Annotated in this window: 19 protein-coding genes; 8 read left to right on the top strand and 11 right to left on the bottom strand. The window is 45.0% G+C overall.

All coding sequences use genetic code 11. The annotated features are described in order from the left end of the window. The first annotated feature begins 96 nt into the window (after window positions 1-96). Window positions 97-993, top strand: coding sequence for a LysR family transcriptional regulator (locus LQZ07_RS01245; protein ID WP_152783711.1), 897 nt, complete (start codon window positions 97-99; stop codon window positions 991-993). 38 nt (window positions 994-1031) lie between these two features. On the opposite strand, the gene LQZ07_RS01240 is transcribed toward LQZ07_RS01245, so the two are convergent. From LQZ07_RS01240 to LQZ07_RS01230, 4 genes are all read right to left on the bottom strand, one after another. Continuing rightward, entirely contained in the window at window positions 1032-1451 is a 420-nt protein-coding gene (locus LQZ07_RS01240) for an Hsp20/alpha crystallin family protein (RefSeq protein ID WP_016399850.1), read from the bottom strand. A gap of 272 nt (window positions 1452-1723) precedes the next feature. Continuing rightward, window positions 1724-1849: a hypothetical protein gene (locus tag LQZ07_RS24525; RefSeq protein WP_016399851.1), complete on the bottom strand. Its 126-nt coding sequence runs from the start codon at window positions 1847-1849 to the stop codon at window positions 1724-1726. A 521-nt stretch (window positions 1850-2370) separates the two neighbouring features. Next, window positions 2371-2532, bottom strand: a complete 162-nt coding sequence (locus LQZ07_RS01235) for a hypothetical protein (RefSeq protein WP_016399852.1) — start codon at window positions 2530-2532, stop codon at window positions 2371-2373. Between the two features lie 302 nt (window positions 2533-2834). After that, the gene (locus tag LQZ07_RS01230) at window positions 2835-3278 is read right to left on the bottom strand and encodes a hypothetical protein (RefSeq protein WP_152783713.1); all 444 of its coding nucleotides are present in this window, start codon (window positions 3276-3278) and stop codon (window positions 2835-2837) included. A gap of 412 nt (window positions 3279-3690) precedes the next feature. Between LQZ07_RS01230 and LQZ07_RS01225 the strand changes: the two genes are divergently transcribed. Continuing rightward, the gene (locus LQZ07_RS01225) at window positions 3691-5250 is read left to right on the top strand and encodes a Re/Si-specific NAD(P)(+) transhydrogenase subunit alpha (RefSeq protein ID WP_152783715.1); all 1560 of its coding nucleotides are present in this window, start codon (window positions 3691-3693) and stop codon (window positions 5248-5250) included. A gap of 14 nt (window positions 5251-5264) precedes the next feature. Further along, window positions 5265-6662 carry a Re/Si-specific NAD(P)(+) transhydrogenase subunit beta gene (pntB, locus tag LQZ07_RS01220; RefSeq protein WP_016399856.1) on the top strand — a complete coding sequence of 466 codons (1398 nt, stop codon included), beginning with the start codon at window positions 5265-5267 and terminating at the stop codon, window positions 6660-6662. A 70-nt stretch (window positions 6663-6732) separates the two neighbouring features. On the opposite strand, the gene LQZ07_RS01215 is transcribed toward pntB, so the two are convergent. The 3 genes from LQZ07_RS01215 to LQZ07_RS01205 form a co-directional block, all read right to left on the bottom strand. Then, complete coding sequence (locus LQZ07_RS01215; RefSeq protein ID WP_152783717.1) at window positions 6733-7596, bottom strand: DUF2971 domain-containing protein; 864 nt, start codon at window positions 7594-7596, stop codon at window positions 6733-6735. 1116 nt (window positions 7597-8712) lie between these two features. Next, window positions 8713-9234 (bottom strand): DUF2058 domain-containing protein, encoded by a 522-nt coding sequence (locus LQZ07_RS01210; RefSeq protein WP_152783719.1) that lies wholly within the window; start codon window positions 9232-9234, stop codon window positions 8713-8715. Window positions 9235-9356: 122 nt separating this feature from the next. Further along, window positions 9357-9884 (bottom strand): RodZ domain-containing protein, encoded by a 528-nt coding sequence (locus LQZ07_RS01205; RefSeq protein WP_152783721.1) that lies wholly within the window; start codon window positions 9882-9884, stop codon window positions 9357-9359. A gap of 95 nt (window positions 9885-9979) precedes the next feature. Here LQZ07_RS01205 and recG point away from each other — a divergent pair, with 95 nt between their 5' ends. Continuing rightward, window positions 9980-12061, top strand: a complete 2082-nt coding sequence (gene recG, locus LQZ07_RS01200; protein WP_249483453.1) for an ATP-dependent DNA helicase RecG — start codon at window positions 9980-9982, stop codon at window positions 12059-12061. Window positions 12062-12078: 17 nt separating this feature from the next. Here recG and LQZ07_RS01195 read toward each other — a convergent pair whose 3' ends face one another. Next, on the bottom strand, window positions 12079-13020 hold the full coding sequence (locus LQZ07_RS01195; protein ID WP_152783723.1) for a LysR family transcriptional regulator: 942 nt from the start codon (window positions 13018-13020) through the stop codon (window positions 12079-12081). 180 nt (window positions 13021-13200) lie between these two features. Beyond that, complete coding sequence (gene glpK, locus LQZ07_RS01190) at window positions 13201-14715, bottom strand: glycerol kinase GlpK (RefSeq protein WP_152783725.1); 1515 nt, start codon at window positions 14713-14715, stop codon at window positions 13201-13203. A 227-nt stretch (window positions 14716-14942) separates the two neighbouring features. Between glpK and LQZ07_RS01185 the strand changes: the two genes are divergently transcribed. Continuing rightward, window positions 14943-15722, top strand: coding sequence for a DeoR/GlpR family transcriptional regulator (locus LQZ07_RS01185; protein ID WP_016399865.1), 780 nt, complete (start codon window positions 14943-14945; stop codon window positions 15720-15722). Here LQZ07_RS01185 and LQZ07_RS01180 read toward each other — a convergent pair. Continuing rightward, a complete protein-coding gene (locus tag LQZ07_RS01180; RefSeq protein ID WP_152783729.1) occupies window positions 15711-16457 on the bottom strand; it encodes an MBL fold metallo-hydrolase in 747 nt (248 codons plus the stop codon). The genes LQZ07_RS01185 and LQZ07_RS01180 overlap by 12 nt on opposite strands. Window positions 16458-16649: 192 nt before the next feature. Here LQZ07_RS01180 and glpD point away from each other — a divergent pair, with 192 nt between their 5' ends. Next, window positions 16650-18182, top strand: a complete 1533-nt coding sequence (glpD, locus tag LQZ07_RS01175; RefSeq protein WP_152783731.1) for a glycerol-3-phosphate dehydrogenase — start codon at window positions 16650-16652, stop codon at window positions 18180-18182. 64 nt (window positions 18183-18246) lie between these two features. On the opposite strand, the gene LQZ07_RS01170 is transcribed toward glpD, so the two are convergent. After that, the gene (locus tag LQZ07_RS01170) at window positions 18247-18636 is read right to left on the bottom strand and encodes a hypothetical protein (RefSeq protein ID WP_040306589.1); all 390 of its coding nucleotides are present in this window, start codon (window positions 18634-18636) and stop codon (window positions 18247-18249) included. Window positions 18637-18924: 288 nt separating this feature from the next. On the opposite strand from LQZ07_RS01170, the gene arnB reads away from it, so the two are divergent. Together arnB and arnC are read left to right on the top strand one after the other, a co-directional pair. Then, the gene (gene arnB, locus LQZ07_RS01165; protein ID WP_152783733.1) at window positions 18925-20100 is read left to right on the top strand and encodes a UDP-4-amino-4-deoxy-L-arabinose aminotransferase; all 1176 of its coding nucleotides are present in this window, start codon (window positions 18925-18927) and stop codon (window positions 20098-20100) included. Continuing rightward, complete coding sequence (gene arnC / locus LQZ07_RS01160; RefSeq protein ID WP_016399870.1) at window positions 20090-21094, top strand: undecaprenyl-phosphate 4-deoxy-4-formamido-L-arabinose transferase; 1005 nt, start codon at window positions 20090-20092, stop codon at window positions 21092-21094. The genes arnB and arnC overlap by 11 nt, the downstream gene beginning before the upstream one ends. The last annotated feature ends 17 nt before the right edge of the window (window positions 21095-21111 follow it).

The raw sequence follows: 21111 nt of genomic DNA, 5'->3' as shown, positions 1-21111 counted from the left end.
GTTCTTCATTGTAAATCAAAGCCAAAAGCGGATAATCATTCATCAAAGACATGATTTATTTCCCGCCAGGAAATAATTAATCAAAAGAGGCCGAATATGGATTGGTTGAACGCGGTGCAAACCTACGTAGCAGTAGTAGAGAGCAGCAGCTTTGTGCAAGCAGCGCAGCAACTTAATATTACTACCTCAGCCTGTAGCAAACGCATCTCTTGGTTAGAGTCTCAATTGCATTGCCAATTGTTATTACGTACGACTCGCAGGGTGCGCACAACCGAGCAAGGCCAGCAGTTTTATTTGCAAAGTTGCGATTGGTTAAGCCAGTTCAATAATATGCGCCAACAACTTGGCCCCTCTAGTCTTGGCTTAACTGGCAGCCTCACTATTGGCGCTCCTGCGGTATCGGGCAGTTTATTTGTGACGCCCTTAATTGCTTCTTTTTTGCCAAAGCATCCGCACCTCAATATTGAGTTATTGGAAGTAGAGCCTGGGGAAATTCCAGATTTATCGCTCGACATTGTAGTAACGCGCCAGCTAGACAATTTTGATAGCACTAGCTATCGCATGTTGCATCTATTTAATTACGCAGTGAAGTGTTTTGCCAGCCCTACATTTTTAGCGGGTTGCGGCCCAATACAAAGCGCAAAGCAACTACAAGCTCTACCGCTATTGTTGGTGCAAGGGCAAATCAAAGCAGGCGGTGTAAAACTAAATGAAGGCACTGTGCTTAACCAAGCTTGTCGCTTTGTTACTCATGACCCTATGGCAGCCATTCAAGCAGCTGTTCACCATATGGGCGTAGTATTAGTATCAGAAGATCTGGTACAACAACATCTATTAGACGGGAAGTTAGTTGAAGTGCTACCCGGCTTATTGTCTGAGCAACGCAGCGTATGCGCCTATTATCCAGCTCAGCGTTTCGAAAACCCCAATATCAGCGCCTTTTTACAGCACTTACGTGAACAAAGCCAAGCCGCCAGCAATAACCATCAATAACTGGCAGCTTGTTTTACTTAGCCAAGGCGGTACTCCGCTTAACTAATTTCTATTTGCTGCTTTTCACTCACCTTAGCAACAGCTTTGGGCGCTTTAAGCATTAACAGGCCGTTGACTAATTCAGCGCTAATATCCTCAGCTTGAATTGCTTTACCAACATTAATGTTTCTGCGGAAAAAGCCACTGCGGCGTTCTTTACGCAGTACACTGTCACCCTGCTGTTGGTGTTGCTGCTCAATTTTGGCTTGAATGCTCAACACACCATCGTGTAGCTGCACATCAATATCTTCCTTAGCCACACCAGGTAACTCGGCAACAAATAAGTAGCTATCTTCTTTGTCGATGATATCGACACGCGGTTGGAAAAAACCGTCATCACGCATGGTAAATTGTGGGCTAAAAAGCTGCTCCCATAAATGGTCTTCTCCAAACCAATGATCTCTAGGTAACATGTTCATAATAAGCTCCTTAGTTAGGACCAACACTAAACAACAGCTTACTCAATTTTATTTTAGTAGAGACAAACTGGCCCAACAGGAAGTTGAGGCCAAAATAACCAGCGAGTTTGACCTAAAGCAAACTCATCGATAACTATTATTTTGATGCTAAGAAAAGGTACAAATTATGCGGTAGGAGACGAGCATAAAAAAACCGCTAGCCAAAGCTAGCGGTTTAGGATGTAACAAGCGTTAGTTCGAGTCACGAGTTAAAAAGGCAACTACGGGGTAGTTTACTCGGCCGCTTCAACATCTGATTCGCATTCTTTTGCTTCAATATCTTCACTGATTGGAAGGCGCACAAAAAAACCTTTACCAGTTGCAAAACAACGCATCGTTTGTTGTTGGTCTTGTTCCATTTAGATAAATCTCCTAAGTTGTTGCAAGGGTGAAAAAGTTAAATGTTATGTTTAATTTCTCGTTATATTTTGCTTATTGCCACTTGCGTAAGTAAGGCTAGCTAGTGAATAAGAATTGCACAAGAAATAATCAGTAAAAATTCCATTTAGCCAAAGATTTCTTGATCTAGCTCAGTCTTGCGGGAGGTAATCTATAGGCTTTTGCTAGAAATGTGAAGTACTAATTTACCACTTTGGGGATGCAAGCCAAATCCACAAAAAATAATACCCATAAAAAACAACAACTTAAAAATAAGGCAAAATATAAGAAAATATTACTTATAGCTTTTTGGCATGTAGAAAATGTGTTTTATATCTGTTTGGCTATATTCGGGTTAAGCCGAGAAAATAACAATAGATGAATCAGTTACTTACACCGAGCTATCATTCAAATAAAGCCTAGTGAATAATTATTCAAAATAGTAGCTAATAACATAAAAGACAGTTGCAAAACTAGAGCGCAGGCCGCTCACAGGCTAGGCTTAGCGCTTTTTGATTTTTACGAAATCGAAGAAAAGCCATAATGCAATAATGGTTGCCGACACCACCACGCCATATTCTAGATAAAGGTGGATATAACCGAGAAAAAAGCTTACTGCGGGTAAAACTAATACAAGCATTAAGGCCAACAACAAATAGCCCAAGATAGTCTCCTCTTTTTTATTAGATTATATCCTGAGAAATTCCCGCCAAGCTACTGCAAAATAGGTAATTTAGAGCGATTTCACTGAGATGTTAACTAAGCCAAGAAATAGCAAAATAAAAACGTAATTCGGTAATGCAAAAACCTTTAGCGAATAAAGTAGATAAGCATATTAGATATTTTTTTGGCTCTGATGGTAGTCACTGTGAAAGCAGCGCTATAACACGGCCAACGGTGGAACAAACCAGAGTATCAATCACCAAATATACAAGAGCTTATTGGCATCCTCTGCTCAGCGCTGGGTTATTCAAAGTAAGATTTAAGTTGCAGCTGTACGTGGCCATCTTTCCATACTGTGGTGTCAATTTGCGTTTTGCAAATTGCACACAGCGTTTTGTTCGACAAGGTTAAATGGCCCGACAAACGGTTACCTTTGGCACGAAACAATAAATTATTCTGCGCTTGCCAGCGCACTCCACCACGCCAATTAGCACGCCATTGCGGCACTTGCTGGTAACGTAAAAATTCAGATTGCTCTGTAGTACTAGTAGGAAGCTGATTACTGCTAGCGCTGCGAGCACTAAAATGCTGTTCTTGTAACCAATTAATATCATTAAATAAATCACTAGCAGCTTGAGGTTGTTCGAGCTCATTCTCAACACTAAAGTCGAGCGCCAGTTTAGGCTTTGCCTGAACCATGTTTGCCCACACCAATACTGCAATGATTAACGATAATGCAATACCCATAACAACCTCCAACGCACCGTTAGTTTAGTTAACTACTTCCTCTTATGGTTTGGTTTACATCTCGCATCTTGCCAAGCTTGGTAAGGTGCTTTTATTAAAGAGTAGTAGACGCAATGGGTTCTTGCTATTTCCATGCCACTACTAAGCTTTTACACAGGTGCGCGTTACATTCTGCTAACTTTATTCAACCTAGGCATAACCTATCACACCGATAAACTTTACAAATTGGTTTGACCAATGGAAATAAGCGATACTTTTGTGCGAAGTTACTTGACTGTTAGGCCGTAGTTTTCTTTCATACACACCAAATGCGAAAAATTAGCTAACATGCAGTAGCTAACAAACATTTAATATGCAGCGACGTGTTGCCAACACAGCAACTCAACATAACAACCATTAGCAGGAACACACTATGCAAATCGGAATACCTAAGGAGATCTTCGACCAGGAGAGCCGGGTAGCCGCCACCCCAAAAACCGTAGAGCAGTTGCTTAAACTAGGCTTCTCTGTGGCAGTGGAAAGCGGTGCAGGAACAGCAGCCAGCTTTAATGATGATGCTTATAGCGAAGCAGGCGCAGAAATTGTAAGCAAAGAGCAAGCATTTCAAGCTGACCTCATCTTTAAGGTTAACGCTCCATTAGACGGAAGCGACAACACCACCGACGAACTTTCTCTTATAAAGGAAGGCGCAACGGTAGCCAGTTTTGCATGGCCTGCACAAAATCCAGAATTGCTTGAAAAATTTAAAGCAGCCAAGGTTAACTTATTAGCCATGGACATGGTGCCACGGATTTCTCGTGCTCAATCTTTGGATGCACGTAGCTCGCTAGCCAACGTAGACGGCTACCGTGCAGTGGTAGAAGCAGCTAACCACTTTGGCCGCTTCTTTACCGGTCAAATTACTGCTGCGGGTAAAGTACCACCCGCTAAAGTATTGGTAATTGGTGCAGGTGTAGCCGGTTTGGCTGCCATTGGTACCGCCGGTAGCTTGGGCGCCATTGTGCGCGCCTTTGATACTCGCCCAGAAGTAAAAGAGCAAATTAACTCTATGGGCGCCGAGTTCCTAGAGCTTGATTACGAAGAAGAAGATACTGGCAGCGGTGACGGCTACGCAAAAGAAATGAGCGCAGCCTTTATTGAAGCCGAAATGGCCTTGTTCCGCGAACAAGCCAAAGATGTAGACATCATTATTACCACCGCATTAATTCCAGGCCGTCCAGCTCCAAAGCTGATTTTGGCCGACATGGTTGAATTAATGAAGCCAGGTAGCGTAATTGTTGATTTAGCAGCAGCCACTGGCGGTAACTGTGAGTTAACTGAGCCTGGTGAAATTGCCGTTAAGCACGATGTAACCATTGTCGGCTTAACCGATATTTCTCGCCGTTTGCCTGCTCAAGCTAGCCAACTTTACGGCACCAACTTAGTAAACCTACTTAAGTTACTTAGCCCAGAGAAAAATGGCGAAATCAACATCGACTTCGAAGACGAAGTTTTACGTGGCGTAGCCTCGGTTAAAGATGGCGAAATCACTTTCCCACCGCCAGCAATTCAAGTAAGTGCTCAGCCTCAAGCCGAAGCACCTGCTGCAGAGCCGGCTCAAGTGGAAGAAGAAAAACCAAGCAAGCCTTGGCTAAAACCTGTGCTAGCAGCAGCCGGTGCGGCCGCTTTTGCTTGGGTAGCCGACGCAGCACCAGCAGACTTTGTACAACACTTCACTGTGTTCTTGCTGGCTTGTGTAGTGGGTTACTACGTAGTTTGGAACGTAACACATGCCTTGCACACTCCATTAATGAGTGTAACCAACGCCATTAGCGGCATTATTATTGTGGGCGCCTTAGTGCAGATGAAAGCCGACACCTCCTGGGTAGTACTACTACTCTCGGGGATCGCCGTGCTTATCGCCACCATTAATATCGCCGGTGGTTTTACTGTGACTCAGCGGATGCTGAAAATGTTCCGTAAAGACGACTAAGGAGAAATAGTCACATGTCTCAAGGTATAGTTTCTGCAGCGTATTTAATCGCTGCCCTATTGTTTATCTTCAGCCTAGCCGGCCTAAGTAAACAAGAAACCGCCCAGCGCGGTAACATCTTTGGCATCATCGGTATGGTTATAGCCGTACTAGCCACATTAGCTAGCACCCAAGTAACCGGCGGTAGCTGGATTATTACCCTAGCCATGGGAATTGGTGCCGCTATTGGTATCCGTTTAGCACTTAAAGTTGAAATGACCGAAATGCCAGAGCTGGTTGCTATTTTGCACAGTTTCGTAGGTATGGCAGCAGTATTGGTTGGTTTCTCAAGTGCTATCGACCACGGCTCGTTAATTGATTCAGTTACTGGCTTAATTGACCCAGTAGCAAAATCTATTCACGACGTAGAAGTATTCCTAGGTATCTTTATTGGTGCAGTAACCTTCACCGGTTCGGTAGTCGCTTTTGGTAAACTTCGCGGCCTTATTAGCAGTGCCCCTAAAGCCCTACCAGGCGCTCACTGGCTAAACTTAGGCATGATTGTAGTATCAATCTACCTAGGCAGTGTATTCATGGACAGCGGCTCTATGTGGCCACTAGTTATCATGACCTTTATCGCCTTTGTATTTGGTTACAACCTAGTATCTGCAATCGGCGGCGCCGATATGCCAGTGGTTGTATCGATGCTTAACTCATACTCAGGTTGGGCAGCAGCAGCGGCAGGTTTCATGCTAGGCAACGACTTGCTAATTGTAACCGGTGCACTAGTAGGTAGCTCGGGTGCGATTCTGTCTTACATCATGTGTAAAGCAATGAACCGCTCGTTCATCAGCGTAATCTTAGGTGGTTTTGGTAGCGAAGGTGGCACGGTAGCTACCGACGTAGACCAAGGTGAACATACCGAAGTACAGGCTGAAGAAGTAGCAGAAATGCTAAAAGACGCTAACGAAGTAATCATCGCCCCAGGTTACGGCATGGCAGTAGCACAAGCCCAATACCCAGTGGCCGAAATTACCAAAAAACTGCGTGATAAAGGCGTAAACGTACGTTTTGCTATTCACCCAGTAGCTGGTCGCTTACCTGGTCACATGAACGTATTGTTAGCCGAAGCCAAAGTACCTTACGACATCGTAATGGAAATGGACGAGATTAACGAAGACTTCGCCTCTACCGACGTAGTATTAGTAATTGGTGCTAACGACACGGTTAACCCTGCAGCTAAAGAGCCAGGCAGCCCTATTGCGGGTATGCCAGTACTAGAAGTATGGGATGCGAAGAACGTGATTGTATTTAAACGTTCAATGGCCACTGGTTATGCCGGTGTTCAAAACCCATTGTTCTTTAAAGAGAATACAGACATGTTGTTTGGTGATGCTAAAGAAACGGTTCAGAAGATCCTTTCTCATATCTAATCAGATGATGTGTTGATGATAAAAGCCGCTCATTGAGCGGCTTTTTTGTATCTTCTATATCGCAGTGACATCAACTTTCTTCAAAATTAACAGGGTCATCAACATCGCGATAAATATTTACTGAGTAATCTTTCTTGTTGGGAGCAGCAACATGTATTGGTATCCCTCGCTCCTTACAGAGGGTAGCGATAACTTTTCGATTGGTTTTATCCATTCTAGAACCAATAATCACACCAATTAGAGCTTTATCAGAAACAGTTTCAACTACCCCTGACTTAGCATTTTCTTCATCACTTTCAGCAAATAGAACACTACGAATCTCAGCTTCATAATTCCAGCGAATATGCTTTTGATATGTAAAGTTAAAATTAAATAATTCAGTTTTAGCAAAAACCTGATTCATCATTTTACCTTTCGTGAAGCTGAATTGCTTAGCTCGCTCTGTCACTGATGCGTTTAAATCTCTGTATGTGATCTTTTTAACTCTTTTGTTATAGTCAATTGGATTTAGGCTTATTTTCTCATGGTTAGATAACTCTGCTTTATCATAGATAAAACAAAGGCCAGTCATACCATTCGCATAATGAGACCACATCAACGGCTCATCGCAAGCGCCACTAAAACAACAAATAAAAGTTCCAGTCGCATTTTTCCCTAGGTCCTCAAGTTGGGTCTTAATAAATTTCTTGTAAGAATCCAAAACCCGATTTTCTTCCTGTTGAATATATAATGACATCAGCTGATTATGAGATAGTAATTTAAGGTGCTCATTGATTTCGGGTAGTTTCTCGATCTTAAACTCATTCCAATCAAACTCAAACGGATGCTCAAAGGGATCATTGAGGAGGCGAACATGAGAATGCCAAAGTTCACTCTCTATCAACTCCCTGATCGTATTTTCGTTGTAGCTTCTATAACGATATAGCTCATTCATTTAATCAGTTACCTAACACCTCTAATTCTTAAGACACATTACATGTTTTTAGAAAAGTTGGTCAAAAGGCGACTTCTCAAAGTGAGAGTTAAAAATAAACTAACAAAAACTAATAACAGTTATAGAATTCTTTACAACTGAATACTCCCCTACTTATTTGGCTTTTTACCCAGCTTCGGTTGCGGATTTCGCCCTGACGGCGACTTCCTTTTTCTTTGAACAGCCAAAGAAAAACTAAGGAAAAAGAAAGGCTGCCCCAGCATCATCTTCTTCCTGCGTTGCTCACTCACTGCGGCGTCAAAACAACTCGCTTCGCTCAAACAAGTTTTGCCTTTACCCGCCCCTCGCTGCGCTACTCGGCGATGATGAGGGGAAACTAAGATCAAAAGCGAATACGTAGAGATCATTTTCATACATCAAGCTAAGAGTTACGCAGCCCGGCTCTTTGCTCTCAATCACCATCATCTCCGCCGAGTAGCGAAGTAAACAAGGGATTAAACCGAGGACTGTTTGAGCGCAGCGAGTTTCCGTAGGCGCGTTGATTTATGAGAAACGCAAGATTCAAGGGAATGCGGGGCGGCCTTTCTTTTGTACACTTTTCTTTGGCCGCACAAAGAAAAGTGTATCGCCGGCAAGGCGAAACCTGAACCAACACCAAGCATTGGTTCAAATGAAACTAATATAAACACAAGCTCACAGCTCTGCTTTCAATACACCATCATCTCCGCCGAGTAGCGAAGTAAACAAGGGATTAAACCGAGGACTGTTTGAGCGTAGCGAGTTTCCGTAGGCGCGTTGATTTATGAGAAACGCAAGATTCAAGGGAATGCGGGCGGCCTTTCTTTTGTACACTTTTCTTTGGCCGCGCAAAGAAAAGTGTATCGCCGGCAAGGCGAAACCTAAATCAACAACCTACCTAACAAGCAAAAGTGATACACAACATGGTCAGCGTTTGAACCCATCAAATCAGCTAAGGAACGCAATGAAGTAGACGATTAGACGGTAGGTTCGCAAAACAAATAACAAATAACAAATAACAAATAACAAATAACAAATAACAAATAACAAATACAAAAAAACCGCTAATTAGCGGTTTCTTCTCAAACTAGCATCCCATTACCACATCAAATCATCTGGGATTTGATAATCAGCATATGGGTCATCTTCATCAATCACATCTTGGCTTGGGTCGTTAATTAGCACTACTACGCTTTCATCACGCTGGGCAATCTTTTCCGCCACAATGGTAGGGACGACTTCATAAGCTTCGCCCAGAGTAACAATGGCTAAGCGGCCGTTACTAAGCTGCTTGCGCAGTTCTTCGGTAACATAAATCTTTTTAATTAGGCCTTCATAGGTGAAGTTGTAAGCTTCTTCACCACGCTTTCTGTCTAACATGTTCATCTCAATCAATTGCTTGATTTGAGCGGCAACGGCTTTTTTGGCTTTCTCAGCATTTTGTTGCTGAGCTAATTCGGCGTCACGTTGTTGTTGGTCAAGCTTGGCTTGCTCGGCAGCTGCTTTTACTTCCTTGGCCAAGGTGCGTGATTTTTTATTGGTTTTGCCTACTTTTTTGGCTTTTTTCTTGTCAACTAAACCAGCTTTAAGCATCTGCTCTTGCAGCGATAACTTGGCCATAGCAAATCTATACCTTTGAATTCGATGGGTGGATTTATAATGCAGCACTACGGCCACTAAAGGCCTAGATAATACGTGAAGCGGCTACAAATTTGAACCTATAGCGAACAAGTTAACCTGGCCTACTCGGCTTGTGGCGCTAGGGTTAACGACAAAGGTTGATCTTGCGGATAGCCCGACAAATCAATCTCGCTACCATTAAGTTTTAAGCTAAAACCCTCGATTTGAGAAAAGTACAAGGATGCTGGGTGCATTACCTGCCAAGTGCGCAGATCACCCATGCCTAACCAGCCATCAAATACCACTTTATCGCGGCCATCAATAAGCAGTAATTCGGCTCGGTCGTCGGCTTCGATTTCTAGCTCTATAACTTGCTCTGGCTTTAAGGCTTCTGGTTGCCACAAATCGCTAGGAGCGACCCAATAGTAGGTTCTTGCACCTTGCCAACGATGGGGTAACTGAGCAGGCGGACGAATTGGGTAAATAGATCGAATTGGACGTTCAATAGGATGGCTAGGGATTGGGCGCTCTATGGGTTGCTCGGGTTTGTGTAGCTGCGCTGGGCGAGCGGCCTGTTCCGCCATACAGGCTTCAATAACGCCAATCGCTAACAGCAAAGCCAAACCTATATTACAAAGAAACCTTAGCATTTCTCGCCCCAACCACAGTTAAACCCTTGATTAGTAATAATAGCCGAAAAATTCATATATACTCTTGGTACATGATCATATTTACAGTGGTTTAAGTGGAATTAAGCAGCCTGCCCATCACCGCACTTAAAGGAGTGGGTGACAAACTTGCCGAAAAACTCCTACGCCTACATATTCGAAATGTTGGCGACTTGCTGCTGCACTTACCCCTGCGTTATGAAGACCGCACTCGCGTATGGCCAATTAATGATTTACTGCACGGCGCGCATGTTTCGGTGCATGGCGAAATAACCAAGGTAGAAACCATTCACGCCCGTCGTCGCATGCTAACGTGTCGCATCAGCGATGGCAGCGGCAGCATTACCCTGCGCTTTTTCAACTTTAATAACGGCCAAAAGGCTGCCATGCAACAGGGTAAGTGGATGCGCTGCTTTGGCGAAGCTAAGCGCGGTAAACATGGTTGGGAAATGATCCACCCGGAATACAGCATTGTTGCTGATCCTAGTGCACCGTTAATGGATGAAAAGCTAACACCGGTTTATCCCACTACCGAGGGCTTAAAGCAGCTCAATTTGCGTAAACTCAGTGAGCAAGCTTTTAAGTTACTAGAGCAATATCCCTTGGTAGATTGGCTACCACCCGCATTACGCCCCCATGGTTTAGATCTTAACCAAGCCTTAATGCAGCTGCATCGCCCCGATCCAGATACCGAGCTCAGCTTATTAGAAGAAGGCCGGCACCCTGCCCAGCAGCGTTTGGTATTAGAAGAATTAGCCGCGCACCAGCTCAGCATGTTAAAGCTACGCCAAGAGCAACAGCGCCAAGCGGCCATTGCTTTACCGCTTGCCAGTGGCTTAGAACAGCAGTTTTTAGCCCAGCTCCCCTTTAAACCAACCAATGCCCAACAACGGGTGGTGGCCGAAATTAAAAGCGATACTCAGCAGCCACATGCCATGATGCGTTTGGTACAAGGCGATGTAGGCAGTGGCAAAACCTTAGTAGCAGCAATGGCGGCTTTGCAGGCTTTAGCGAATGGTTATCAAGTGGCACTGATGGCGCCCACGGAAATATTGGCCGAGCAGCATGCGCTTAACTTTGCTAAATGGTTCGAGCCCTTGGGCATTAAAGTTGATTGGCTTGCTGGCAAACAAAAAGGCAAAGCTCGCAACGAGGCTATGGAGCGCATAGCCAGCGGCGAAGCGCAAATGGTAGTGGGCACTCATGCCATTTTCCAAGAGCAAGTGCAATTTGCCAAACTCGCCTTAGTGATTATCGACGAGCAGCACCGCTTTGGGGTGCACCAACGCATGGCCTTACGCGAGAAAGGCGCCGCTGTAGATGGCAGCAACACTTTACCCCATCAGTTAATTATGACGGCTACCCCTATCCCTCGCACCTTGGCGATGACGGCCTATGCCGATTTGGAGCTGTCGATTATTGATGAGTTGCCGCCCGGGCGAACCCCAATTAAAACCGTGGCCTTGCCCGATACTCGCCGTGAGCAAGTGATCGAACGGGTGTATCAGGCTTGCCATAACGACGGGCGCCAAGCTTATTGGGTTTGTACCTTAATTGAAGAATCAGAAGTGCTGCAGTGCCAAGCAGCCGAAGACACCGCTGATACTTTACAAAAACAACTACCCGATTTACGCATTGGCTTAGTGCATGGCCGCATGAAGCCGCAAGAAAAGCAGTGGGTAATGGAGCAGTTTAAAAACCATCAGCTTGATTTACTGGTGGCTACCACCGTAATCGAGGTGGGTGTAGATGTACCTAACTCCAGTTTAATGATTATAGAAAACCCCGAACGTTTAGGTTTAGCTCAGCTCCACCAGCTACGTGGCAGAGTGGGTCGTGGCCAAGTAGAAAGCCACTGCGTATTGATGTACCACAGCCCCTTATCTAAAACCGCCAGTTCACGTTTAAGTGTATTACGCGACAGCACCGACGGTTTTGTAATTGCCCAACGCGATATGGAAATTAGAGGCCCAGGCGAACTACTTGGCACCAAGCAAACCGGTTTAGCAGAATTTAAAATTGCCGACTTAGTACGAGACCAAGCAATGATAGGTGAAGCGCAGCGCCTAGCTAAACAACTTCTTCAGCAAACACCGGTTGCTATTGAACCTTTAATTGACCGTTGGTTAGCCGGCCGCGAACAATTCGCTCAAGCTTAGCAACATAAGACTCCCTGTTAGTTGATGCTGAAGATCTCATCACGGCATTGTTCTACCAAAATCTCCTGCAACCATAGGTACAAAGGGTTTTGTCGATTGCGATAATGGAACACATAGCCGGTATCATACTTCAGTGCCAAACCTTTAAACTCTTCACTTAGCTGCAATTGCCTAATGCCGGGAATATCTTCTGGCGGGTAATAAGTCACGCTGGGGTAAACTAAATCACTCACCCGCAATACATCCATAATCGATCCCGGCAGTTCAGAACGAAAACCAATAGTCACCTCTACGCCATGGGCTGCCAAAAACTTTTCTGCTTCGGTACGAGCCGCGCTCCAACCCGGAACATGAATGAGCGCAGTAGCGTAGTTTTCAAAATCTTGCGGGGTGACAATGTCGTCACCAATTGGATGAGCATCACGCGCATAAACATAAATAGGCTGGCGCCATAAACGTCGTTGCACTAGCTCTTTCGAGCCTTCTACCGGCAATAAACACAAACCAAAATCAATTTGCCCACGTTGAATCAACTCGCAAGTATCAGCTCCCCAAGTAGCCACTTGCAGACGTAGATCCGGCGCATGCTGCTGCAACGCCACAAACAAACGCTTAGCGACCGACGCTAATAACATTGGGTGCATAGCAACTTTTAGTACGCCTTCTAACTTAGCTGGGTCAAAGTCATTATGGTGGTCAACAACGTTAGCAAGCTCGGCTAAAATGCTTGGCAAGCTAAGCGATAACTGTTCGGCTTTTGGGGTGGCAATAAGCCCATGTTGAGCACGTACAAAAAGCTCATCTGCAAAATGCTCTCGCAGTTTTTGCAAGCTACGGCTAATCGCTGGCTGACTAACATTCATACGTTCGGCAGTGCGGCGCGTATTAAGCTCTTGCGCTAACACCACAAACACTTTTAGTAAATTTAAATCTAGCGTCTCAAAGGAACTATTGGTCACCTACTTCCTCCAGCATTATTCTCCAGTAAGCCCCTTAAACATTAGCAATGAATCGCGTTAAGCTCATCATTTTTCGAAGAAGCTAGGCATTTACTGAGAATCAACACATAAACTGTGGTGGCAGGCACAAAAAAGCCGCTACTGCTTAGCGGCTTTTTCGAATATACGCGCTATAACTGGTTAGTCATCTAGGTCTTTATCGTACCAACCTCGGCTGCAATCAACCGCACGTTTCCAACCTTTGTATAATCGTTCTCGTTTCGCCTCATCACCATCAGGAGAGAAACAACGATCTGGGGTATTGCTCTCGGCCAAGCTTTCTACGCTCTCCCAGTAACCCACTGCTAAGCCAGCTAAGTAAGCAGCGCCTAAGGCGGTAGACTCGATCAGCGAAGGGCGTACTACTTCAGTGCCCAGCGCATCAGCCTGAAACTGCAATAAAAAATCATTGGCTACTGCGCCGCCGTCTACTCGTAATTGTTTTAGAGAAATCCCAGCATCGGCTTGCATAGCTTCTAATAAGTCTCGGCTTTGATAAGCAATCGATTCAAGCGCAGCACGAATAATGTGGTTACGGTTAGCGCCTCGGGTTAACCCTACAATGGTACCGCGTGCATAAGGATCCCAGTAGGGAGCACCTAAACCCACAAAAGCAGGTACTAAGTATACCCCGTTGGTATCGTCCACCTTAGAGGCAAAATATTGGGTATCGGAGGCATCGCGAATCAATCCCATCTCGTCGCGCAACCATTGAATGGTAGCACCGCCCATAAATACACTACCTTCTAGGGCGTAATTAACCTTGCCATCTAAAGAAAAAGCGATAGTGGTGAGCAAACCATGGGTTGATTTAACCGGTACTTCGCCAGTATTCATCAATAAAAAGCAGCCGGTGCCGTAGGTGTTTTTTGCCATGCCTTTGCGATAACACTGCTGACCAAATAGCGCCGCTTGTTGGTCACCAGCGATACCGGCGATAGGAATACGCGTTCCACCTTTACCGCCAATATTGGTTTGGCCGTAGATTTCCGAACAGGCTTTCACTTCTGGCAGCATTTGTTTAGGCACACCCAGCATATCTAACAACTTGTCATCCCATTGCAAGGTATGAATGTTAAACATCATGGTGCGAGAGGCATTGGTATAGTCGGTGACATGCACTCGCCCGTTAGTAAGCTTCCAAACTAACCAGCTATCTACCGTGCCAAACAGCAAATCACCCGCTTCGGCTTTTTCGCGAGCACCTTCTACATTATCTAAAATCCACTTTAGCTTTGAGCCAGAAAAGTAGGCATCTAAGATTAGCCCTGTAGTATCTTGAATATACTCTTCCCAGCCTTGCTCTTTTAGCTCTTCACATAACTTGGTGGTGCGGCGACACTGCCAGACAATGGCATTATAAATAGGCTGGCCAGTGTTTTTGTCCCAAACAATGGTTGTTTCTCGCTGGTTGGTAATGCCAATCGCGGCAATTTGATCACTACGGATACCGGTTTTTGCCAAAACCTCGGTTAAAGATGCACTTTGGCTAGCCCATATCTCCATGGGATTGTGCTCTACCCAACCTGATTTTGGGAAAAATTGGCTAAATTCGCGTTGTACGCTGCCAACAATTTCAGAGTCTTGGTTAAAAATAATCGCTCTTGAGCTTGTTGTGCCCTGATCAAGGGCAACTATATATCGTGCGGTGTCCATTGATATTACGGTTCCAGATTAGCATTTATGTCTATTATGCTCGAAAACGAACATTTTAGAACATTTTTTTAACCAAAGCGTGACAAAACTTTAATTTCATTTCAGCAATTTCTCTAAAAAGCTGCGATGCAGTTTGCGGTATCGCTTTGTTAACCGTGACAAAAACTGCATTTTAAGTAGACTTATGACTGCGCTATAAAATGTATACCAATAAGAGAAACCCAGTTGTGAAGCAGACTCAACGCCATCAACAAATCTTGCAGGTGATAAAAACCCAAGGCTTTGTGGCTACCGAAGAATTAGTAGAATCACTTAATGTAAGCCCGCAAACCATTCGCCGCGACCTTAATGTATTGGCCGAACAGAAGCTGATTCACCGCCACCATGGTGGTGCTTCGTTACTATCGAGTAGCGTAGTGAACGACTCTTATTCCAGTCGAAAGATTAAACAACATCTTGAAAAAGAAAGCATTGCTCAGAAAATTGCCGAGCAGATCCCCAATGGCGCATCACTGTTTTTAGATATTGGTACCACCGCCGAAACGATTGCAAGAGCCTTATTGGAGCACCGCGATTTACGCATTATCACCAACAATATTCATGTTGCATCACTACTAATGGTTAAAGACGATTTTAATGTGATTATGGCCGGCGGCGCATTGCGTAATAAAGATGGCGGCATAGTGGGTGAAGCCACCATCGACTTCATAAAACAATTTCGCCTAGATTATGGGGTAGTAACGGTTAGCGGCATTGATTTAGATGGTTCGCTACTAGACTTTGACTACCATGAAGTAAGGGTGACTCAGGCCATTATTGCCAGTTCTCGCAACGTTATTCTTGCCGCAGACCACAGTAAGTTTGGCCGTAACGCGATGATTAACATTGGCAATATTGCGCAAATTGACCACTTGTATACCGATCGACCAGTGCCACAAGACATCAGCGAAATCCTTAAACAACAAGACGTACAGTTAACGCTTTGCCCTACTCAGTTAAGCAGTTAAGCGTTTGCGCAGCAGTTCACCAAGAAAACCTTTATAGCTGGTAGCCTGTTCGGGGCAAAGTTGCTGCAGCTGTTGTAGTTCTGCTTGGCTAATCTTGCCGCCCTCGCCATGGGCCAATAAGTAATTGTCAACTTGTAGCTGGCTAAACCTTTCAATTGAGCCTCGATATTGACGAGGACTGCTGATCGGAAAGGGACAAATCAGCTTTCCTTTAACCCGCAATATACAGTCGGCCACATACAAGGTTTTAGTCTCTGGGTGATAGAGCGATAAGTCACGATCGGTATGGCCCGGAGTAAACAACACTTGCCAATCTTCAAAGCCTGGGAGATTTTGGCCGTCTTTTAGTCGATGAGTAAATTTGAGTGTTGGCGAATACCATAAATTAGCTTTAGCGCGCTGATGACGCCTAGCCACATAATGAGCCAAGGCTAAATCCATTAAGTGATTACACCTTCCAGCAATACCTTGATACCACTCGCCGGGGTGCTCTGCACCTGCTATAGAAAGCTGGTAGCGACGCTGCAGGTAACTGGCCCCACCGGCATGATCTGGGTGCATATGGGTTACCATCACCAATTCTAGTTGGCTAAGTGGTCGTGCTAACTGTTCACAAATAAAACGCTTAAGCATTGCAACATCAGCGCGGCAACAGCCATCCAGCAAGAGTAATTTGTTCGGATACTCAATCAAAAAAATGTTCTGAATATAGCCTTCCAGCTGATGGATTTTCATAGCTTACCGCAAACAATTGTTAACAAGATGTAACAGTTTAGAGCAAATACTCCACGCAAACAAATCTAGCCAGCAAGCTAAAAAGCGCGTTTTGCACATTTTTTTTACATCGGTAATTGTTTTTTGATCACAAAATGCTCTATTATGCTCGATAACGAAACAAAACGAACTTCAGTGAAAGGATCGCTCAACATGGCACAAACAAATGACCCGCATAACTTCGACCTAATCGTCATTGGTGGTGGTATAAACGGCGTGGGCATAGCGGCAGATGCTGCTGGCCGAGGGCAACGCGTTGCTTTGTTTGAGCAAAATGACTTAGCCAGCGCAACCTCTTCTGCTAGTTCGAAGCTGATCCATGGTGGCCTGCGTTATTTAGAACATTATGAGTTTCGTTTAGTGAGCGAAGCCCTTAAAGAGCGTGAAGTATTGCTAAATATGGCTCCTCACCTTGTGGAGCCGATGCGTTTTCGTTTGCCGCATCGCCCCCACCTACGCCCTTGGATATTGATACGCATGGGGCTCTTTCTCTACGACAACCTAGCTAAACGCGGCACACTTCCTGGTTGCAAGGGCCTAAGCTTCGCTCAAGGTAATGTACTAAAAAGTGATATTACCAAAGGCTTTGAATACTCTGATTGTTGGGTGGATGATGCTCGACTAGTGATTAGCAATGCCTTGTTAGCAGCTAAACACGGCGCGTTCATTGCGCCACGCCAACAAGTTGTAGCAGCCAAACGCGAAGCCAAGCATTGGTTGGTAGATGTAAAAGACATGCAAACGGGTGTGCAACAACAGTATCGCTGCAACACGCTAGTTAACGCAGCTGGTCCTTGGGTTCAGCAGTTCATTGAAGAGAACATGCAACAAACACCACCACGCACCATTCGTCTAGTAAAAGGCAGCCATATAGTGGTGCCAAAAATTCACGATGAGCCGCAATCCTACATCTTACAAAACACCGATAAACGCATTGTGTTTGTGATCCCTTATCAGCAGCAATACTCGTTAATTGGCACTACCGATGTGGAATATCAAGGTAACCCTTCAGAGGTGGCTATCTCCGATAAAGAAGTGAGTTACTTGTGTGATGTAGTAAATCAGCACTTTACCAAGCAAATAGCGCCAAGTGATGTGATTCATACTTTTTCTGGAGTACGGCCACTTTGCCAAGATGAGTCGAACGATCCTTCGGCAGTTACTCGTGACTACACCTTAGAATTAAGTGATGAAGCAGAAGGGGCTCCGCTGTTATCGGTATTTGGCGGCAAGTTAACCACTTACCGAAAACTGGCCGAAGCGGCCTTAGAAATGTTGGCTCCCCGTATTAACGATCTAGGCCCAGCGTGGACTAAAGCCTCTTTCTTACTAGGCGGTGCCATTGGCGGAGATATTCACTCTTATATTAAGCGCCAACAAGCCAACAGCGATTTACCCGCAGGGCTAGTAGCCCGCTGGTGTATGCACTACGGTAGCCAAGCTGAACAATTAATACACAATGCTAAACAGCAGGGTTTAGGTGAGCTATTTGGCGGAAACTTATATCAATTAGAAGTCGACTACCTGTGTGAGCAAGAATGGGCCTACCGAAAAGAGGACATTTTGTGGCGCAGAACCAAACAAGGTTTAGCATTTACCGATGAACAGCAGCAGCGTTTGCAAGATTATTTGAATAACAAGCATCTTCAGCAGGAATCTTTAGAAAACACCGCTCAAGCAAGCTAGTTGGCATTAACCATACCAAGCCTGATTGCTCCGCTCTCAGGCTTGGTTGTCTAAACACAAGCGCCTAACTTACACTTTTTAGCACTTCGTCAATATTGCACTGGTTATTCTGATAAACCGTTTCGGCTAAAGCTAGCGCTTCTTGTTTGCCACTTTCCTGCTCAACGGCATGTAAACCCATAGACGCCTCGCCCAAACCGTAACCTAATACCGTTAGAAATGCTGATGACTCCCGACTAATTTGTTCATCTGGCATGTGTGCAACAATTTGCGCTAAGGCTTGTCGTTCATCTTTATCATGAATGTAAGCATGCGCCGCCAAACAGCGCGCACTGCTATTGGCCATATCAACCGCCAGTTGCTTTTGCTCATTGCTTAATTGCCCAGCCGAAGCCGGTAAGGCCAGTACCAAGCTAGCGCTTGCAGCAGTCACCAATGTTAGAATCTTATTCATCACTAATACCCTATACGTTTATGAATTAAGCAGCGGAATCAAATTCAACTGCGTAAGGCTAAAGGCCTTAATGCGGGCATTGTTGCACAACAGCGAGTATTGATTAGCTAGCGAAAATGGTTTGCATCGTTGCATAAATTGGAACAAGTAGACTAATTCAAGAAAGCACTTACAAAAAACACCGATATTTACCTAATCAACACACAAGACCGACGTTTGAGCCTTTCAATAAACCCGCAGCACGGTTAGACTTCATCCACTTTGGTATAGATATGCTGACCGAGAGTCATGGAACAAACATTTTTACCCCTAAGTCGCCCAGCGATTGAACAACAAGAAATCGACGCAGTGGTTGAGGTACTCAAATCCGGTTGGATTACTACCGGACCAAAAAACGCTGAGTTAGAAAACGCCATAAAAAGCTATACCGGTGCCGAACACGCCGTAGCGCTAAGTAGCGCCACCGCTGGTTTGCACCTCACTCTGGTAGCTTTAGGCATTGGCCCTGGCGATGAAGTGATTACTCCTTCAATGACTTGGGTTTCAACGGTTAACCTCATCACTTTAATGGGTGCAAAGCCGGTATTTGTTGATGTTGATGCAGATACATTAATGACCACGGCAGAGCGAATTGAAGCGCAAATCACCAAAAAAACCAAACTGATCATTCCGGTTCACTATGCCGGCGCCCCTCTCGATTTAGATGCCATCTACGCCCTTGCGGAACAATACAATATTCCCGTGGTCGAAGATGCTGCACATGCTATTGGTTGTGAATATAAAGGTCGACCCATTGGCCAAACCGGTCACTGTATTTTCTCCTTACACGCGATAAAAAATGTAACCACAGCAGAGGGCGGCATTTTTACCACTAATGACGCCGAATTAGCTGAGCGGATTCGTCGCCTTAAGTTTCATGGCTTAGGCGTAGATGCCTTTGATAGAGAAACTCAGGGGCGAGCGCCACAAGCTGAAGTGATAGAACCAGGCTACAAATACAACATGCCAGACATTTGTGCCGTATTAGGTTTAGGTCAAATGCAGCGTTTAGCCAGCATTACTGCTCAGCGCCAAGCCTTAGTTGCGCATTATCGTAAACTATTGGCTGAGGTTGAGGGGATTAGCCCCATGAGCGTGCCATCTTATGTGCATACTCACTGTTGGCACTTAATGATAGTGAGAGTAGAGCCGAGTATTTGTGGCTTTGACCGCGACCAGCTCATTAGCATGTTAAAACAACAGGGCATTGGCGCTGGCATTCATTTTAAAGCCTGCCATAGTCAAAAGTATTATAGAGAAAATTATCAAACTAGGTTTGGTGAGATTAACCCAGATTTAAGTAATACCGAATTTAACAGCCAACGCATTTGTTCGCTGCCATTGTTTCCAGGCATGCAACTAAGTGATGTTGAGCGTGTAGTTACTGCAATCAAACAAAATATTGGACCTTCTCATGAGGCATAAGCAAGACATCAATTTTGTATCCATTGTGATACCGGTTTACAACGAAGCCGATAGCTTACAAGAGCTAATCACTCGCACTTGTGCAGCTGCTGACACTATGGGTAAAGACTATGAGTTGCTGCTGGTTGACGATGGCAGTAAAGATAACAGCGCAGATCAAATTGAAGCAGCTGCAGCCCAAGAAGGCAGCCATGTGGTAGGCATTATTCTTAACCGCAATTATGGCCAGCATAACGCGATTATGGCGGGCTTTGAACATGTACGCGGCGACTTGATTGTGACCCTCGATGCCGATTTACAAAACCCACCAGAAGAAATCCCTAATTTGGTGGCGAAAGCCGAAGAGGGTTACGACTCGGTTGGTACAGTGCGCAAAAATCGCCAAGACAGCCGCTTACGCCGTTACCCTTCAATGCTGATCAACAAGATTGTAAAACGCTCAACGGGCGTAGAGATGAATGACTACGGCTGCATGTTACGCGCTTATCGTCGCCATGTAGTGGACGCAATGCTGCAGTGCCATGAGCGCAGTACCTTTATTCCTATTTTGGCTAATGGCTTTGCTCGCCACACCGTTGAAATAGATGTGGAACATAGCGAGCGCCAACAAGGCGAATCAAAATACAACATCATGGGTTTAATTAACCTAATGTTTGATTTGCTGACCAGCATGACTACCGCCCCATTAAGAATGCTTAGCATCATGGGGGGCGCAATTGCCGCACTAGGTGGCCTATTCGGTTTAGTGTTACTTTTCATGCGCCTAATCTATGGCGCGGAATGGGGTGTTGACGGGGTATTCCCGCTATTTGCTCTATTGTTTATCTTTATTGGTGCTCAATTTGTTGGCCTAGGTTTATTAGGCGAATATATCGGCCGTATATATTCCGACGTAAGGGCAAGGCCACGCTACTACGTACAAGATGTGCTGGTTGGCGAAGCAACCAAACAGGCCCGTGACAACGACGTTAACGCTGATAACAACGATAACTAATTTACCTATTACAGTTA

It is taken from the genome of Agarivorans sp. B2Z047, from assembly GCF_023373605.1.
GTDB classification, from domain to species: domain Bacteria; phylum Pseudomonadota; class Gammaproteobacteria; order Enterobacterales; family Celerinatantimonadaceae; genus Agarivorans; species Agarivorans albus.
This window is presented reverse-complemented; position numbering and strand designations above follow the sequence as displayed.